Source organism: Achromobacter sp. GW823-FHT04E03 (assembly GCF_058796095.1).
The window spans coordinates 1-353 of sequence record NZ_JBXAIJ010000017.1 but is presented as its reverse complement, the minus strand read 5'-3'; the positions used below and the strand labels follow the sequence as shown (position 1 = coordinate 353).

Sequence of the window (353 nt, the reverse complement as noted above, 5' to 3'; positions counted from 1 at the left end):
GAATATAGCTGTCAGGTAAAACCTAACTCATAAGGCCGTTTCAACGACACTATGAGTTAGCCTCTACATCACCAGGTGATTAGGTACTTGGTGGAGGTGAACGGGATCGAACCGATGACATCCTGCTTGCAAAGCAGGCGCTCTCCCAGCTGAGCTACACCCCCATATCCCGCATGCGCAGAATACTTGGTGGGTCTGGTTGGATTCGAACCAACGACCCCCGCCTTATCAAGACGGTGCTCTAACCGACTGAGCTACAGACCCAAAAACCTTTTCGGATCAGCAGTCAGGAAAGCTGTAGACCCAGGGAAGATTCCCTCGACCCAAGCCTGCAACTGATCCCAGCTATATCA

The 353-nt window shown here is 51.6% G+C and carries 2 tRNA genes; both read right to left on the bottom strand.

Annotation, left to right across the window (positions count from 1 at the left end):
* Positions 1–88: 88 nt before the first annotated feature.
* Positions 89–164: transfer RNA gene (locus AC1RHV_RS31110), tRNA-Ala, on the bottom strand.
* 23 nt (positions 165–187) lie between these two features.
* Positions 188–264 (bottom strand) — tRNA-Ile (locus AC1RHV_RS31105).
* Between the last annotated feature and the right edge of the window lie 89 nt (positions 265–353).